Source organism: Ramlibacter sp. (assembly GCF_035706265.1).
Taxonomy (GTDB): Bacteria; Pseudomonadota; Gammaproteobacteria; order Burkholderiales; family Burkholderiaceae_C; genus Ramlibacter.
On record NZ_DASSVG010000040.1, the window covers coordinates 1 to 3,518 of the forward strand.

General features: G+C 67.2%; 3 protein-coding genes and 1 pseudogene. All 4 read right to left on the reverse strand.

What is annotated here, in order from left to right:
* Positions 1-1,091, reverse strand: a pseudogene (locus tag VFM98_RS01300) (aconitate hydratase B); the annotation flags it as partial.
* 27 nt (positions 1,092-1,118) lie between these two features.
* A complete protein-coding gene (locus VFM98_RS01305) occupies positions 1,119-1,649 on the reverse strand; it encodes a hypothetical protein (RefSeq protein ID WP_325108078.1) in 531 nt (176 codons plus the stop codon).
* Positions 1,646-2,647, reverse strand: a complete 1,002-nt coding sequence (locus VFM98_RS01310) for a CoA ester lyase (RefSeq protein ID WP_325108079.1) — start codon at positions 2,645-2,647, stop codon at positions 1,646-1,648. The genes VFM98_RS01305 and VFM98_RS01310 overlap by 4 nt, the downstream gene beginning before the upstream one ends.
* Positions 2,648-2,729: 82 nt before the next feature.
* Positions 2,730-3,518: malate dehydrogenase (locus VFM98_RS01315; protein WP_325108080.1), on the reverse strand; the 789-nt coding region annotated here is incomplete at its 5' end.

Sequence of the window (3,518 nt, forward strand, 5' to 3'; positions counted from 1 at the left end):
CCCAGGCCCAGGAAGGCGCGCGCGCTGGCGGTGAGCGAGCGGCCGATGATCAGGTTGATGCGGCCGCCGGCACGCACCTCGTCGAACAGCACGTCGGACTTGAGCGCGAAGCGGGCGGCGACCTTGCCGTCCTTCTCGATCGTGCCCTCGTAGGGGAAGATGTCGATCACGTCGCCCATCTCGAAGGCCGAGACGTCGACTTCGATCGGCAGGGCGCCGGAGTCTTCCTGCGTGTTGTAGAAGATCGGGGCGATCTTGCCGCCCAGCGTGACGCCGCCGAAGCGCTTGTTCGGCACGAAGGGGATGTCCTGGCCGGTCATCCAGATCACGCTGTTGGTGGCGGACTTGCGCGAGGAGCCGGTGCCGACCACGTCGCCGACGTAGGCGACCTGGTGGCCCTTGGTCTTGAGCTCCTCGATGAAGGCGATCGGGCCGCGCTTGCCCTCTTCTTCCGGCTTGAACGCCGCGCCGGGGCGCGAGTTCTTCAGCATCGCCATGGCGTGCAGCGGGATGTCGGGGCGCGACCAGGCGTCCGGCGCGGGCGAGAGGTCGTCGGTGTTGGTCTCGCCGGGCACCTTGAACACGGTGACCGTGATCTTCTGCGGCACTTCGGGACGCGAGGTGAACCACTCGGCGTCGGCCCAGGACTGGATCACTTCCTTGGCATACGCGTTGCCGGCCTTGGCCTTCTCCGCGACGTCGTGGAAGTAGTCGAACATCAGCAGCGTCTTCTTCAGGCCGTCGGCGGCGACCTGCGCGACCTGGATGTCGTCGAGCAGGTCGATCAGCGGCTTGACGTTGTAGCCGCCGACCATGGTGCCGAGCAGCTCGGTCGCCTTGGCCTTGCTGATGGCCGACACCGCGAGATCCCCATGCGCAACCGCGGCCAGGAAGCTGGCCTTGACCTTGGCGGCGTCGTCCACGCCCGGCGGCACGCGGTGCGTCAGCAGCTCCAGCAGGAAGGCTTCTTCCTTCGCCGGCGCCGACTTGATCAGCTCGATCAGTTCGGCAGTCTGCTTGGCCGTCAGCGGCAGCGGCGGGATGCCAAGCGCGGCGCGCTCGGCAACGTGTTCAACGTAGGCTTGCAACATGGGATCTCACTCTCCGGGATTAAGGGGTCATTTGCCCGCCTCCAGCAGGTTCACGGGCTTCATGTTCTTCGCGAAGTCCACCTGCTCGGGGCTCTGGCATTCGTCGGCAAGGCGCTTGCCTTCCTTCTGGTTCATCAGCATCGACTTGTTCCCGAGCTGCAGCCACAGGGCGCCGCGCGCGGGGTCTTCGAGGCGGATGGCGCCGGTGCGGCTTTCCACCGGGTGCATCACGTACTTGTAGATGCCGCGCGAGACGAAGAAGAAGCCTTCGCGCTTCATCGGCTTGATGCTGACCTTCTGGCCCAGCTCGCACTGGATCTCGCCGGTGTGCACGCGCTTGGCGATCTCGAGTTCCGCCGCCGAGAGCTTCTCGGACGGATCGGAATCCTCGGTGGGCGTGCGCTCCTCGATCGCCTGGCGCTTGGTCGCGGGCGGCACCTTCTTGACCGACACCGGCTTCTTGTTCGCCCGCGCCTTGTCGGCGGACGGTGCCCCGGTCTGCGCGATGGCGCCGGCGGCGAACAGGGCGGTGACGAGCGAGGCAATCAGCAACTTCATGGAGTCTCTCCGTAGGACTGGGAGCGCGCGAACCATTCGCGCGCTTCGTCGGGGAGCGGCCGCCCGGTCTGGTGGGCCCGTTCCAGGACCTGCCAGTAGTAGCGGTAGCTCGCCCTGTCCTCGAGTTTGCCGTCGAAGCTGATCGGTGCCCAACCCGCCTGCTCTGCAGCCTTCAGAAGTTGTGACGCCTTGTGTATTTCGTTTTTCGTAGGTGCGAACAATTCCACGATCGACCGGATCTGGTCGGGGTGGATGCTCCACATGCGTGTGTAACCGAACTCGTTGGCTGCGCGCGACGCCGCGGCGCGGAACGCCTCCCGGTCGCGGAACTCCGTGACCACCCCGTGCGAAGGCACTTTGCCGTGGGCATGGCAGGCCGAGGAGATCTCGAGCTTGGCGCGCACCACCAGCGGGTGCGTGAACTGGCCCTGCACGCCCATCCCTTCGGACGGGATCGCGCCGCCATGGGCCGAGACGAAGTCCATCAGGCCGAAGCTGAGGGACTGGATGCGCGGATGCGCAGCGATGTCGAAGGCGCGGTGCACCGCGGCGGGCGACTCGATCAGGCCCTGCAGCGGCAGCTGCGTGGCGCCGGCGGCATCGAGCGCACGCGCGGCGCGCTCCACGTCCTCCGGGCGCTCCACCTTGGGCAGCATGATGTGCACCAGGCGGTGGCCGGCCCGGCGGGCGATCGTCTCGATGTCGCTTTCGAACGCGGGATGGTCCACCGGATGCACGCGCACGGCGACGCGCGCATCGGGCTGCGCACCCAGCGCCAGTTCCACCACCAGCGCCGCGTGCTCCTTCTCGCCGCCCACCGGCGCGCCGTCCTCGCAATCGAGCGTGACGTCGAACACGCACGCGCCGAACTCCTGCGCCAGCTCCTGCTGCAGCTGCAGGCTCTTGCGCATGCGGGCCTCGACGCCGCTGTAGTGGTCGCACACCGGGATGGTGCCGGTGCGCGCCTGGGCACCGAGGAGGACGTCGCGGGGATGCACGTTGGGTTCAGCGTCGAGCGTTGGGCGTTGGGCGTGGAGAGAAGAGGACGCTGAACGCTGAACGCTCCACGCCCGACCTCTCTTACAGCAGGTGCGCCACGCCGGCCTGCTCTTCCTGCAGTTCCTTCAGCGTGACGTTGATGCGCTCCTGCGAGAAGGCGTCGATCTCCAGGCCTTCGACCAGCTTGTACTCGCCGTTCTGCGTGGTGACCGGGAAGCCGAAGATGACGTCCTTGGGGATGCCGTACTGGCCGTCCGAGGGGATGCCCATGGTGACCCACTCGCCGTTGGAGCCCAGGGCCCAGTCGCGCATGTGGTCGATCGCGGCGTTGGCGGCGGAAGCGGCGGACGACAGGCCGCGCGCCTCGATGATGGCGGCGCCGCGCTTGCCCACGGTGGGCAGGAACACGTTCTTGTTCCACTCCTGGTCATTGATCATGTCCTTGACCGGCTTGCCGTCGATGGTGGCGAAGCGGTAGTCGGCGTACATGGTCGGCGAGTGGTTGCCCCACACCGTGAGCTTCCTGATCGAGGCGACCGGCTTGCCCGTCTTGGCCGCGATCTGCGACAGCGCGCGGTTGTGGTCCAGGCGCAGCATGGCGGTGAAGTTCTTGCTGGGCAGGTCCGGGGCCGACTTCATGGCGATGTGGGCGTTGGTGTTGGCCGGGTTGCCCACCACCAGCACCTTCACGTTCTTCTTGGCGGCGGCGTTGAGCGCCTTGCCCTGGGCCGAGAAGATCTTCGCGTTCTCGAGCAGGAGGTCCTTGCGCTCCATGCCGGGGCCGCGCGGGCGGGCGCCGACCAGCAGGGCATAGTCCGCGTCTTTAAATGCTACTTCCGCCATGTCGGTGGCCACCACGCCCGCCAGCAA

What these genes read in the sequence shown, in the direction of transcription:
- VFM98_RS01305 (WP_325108078.1), bottom strand. Translation starts at nt 1,649, where the DNA reads ATGAAGTTGCTGATTGCCTCGCTCGTCACCGCCCTGTTCGCCGCCGGC.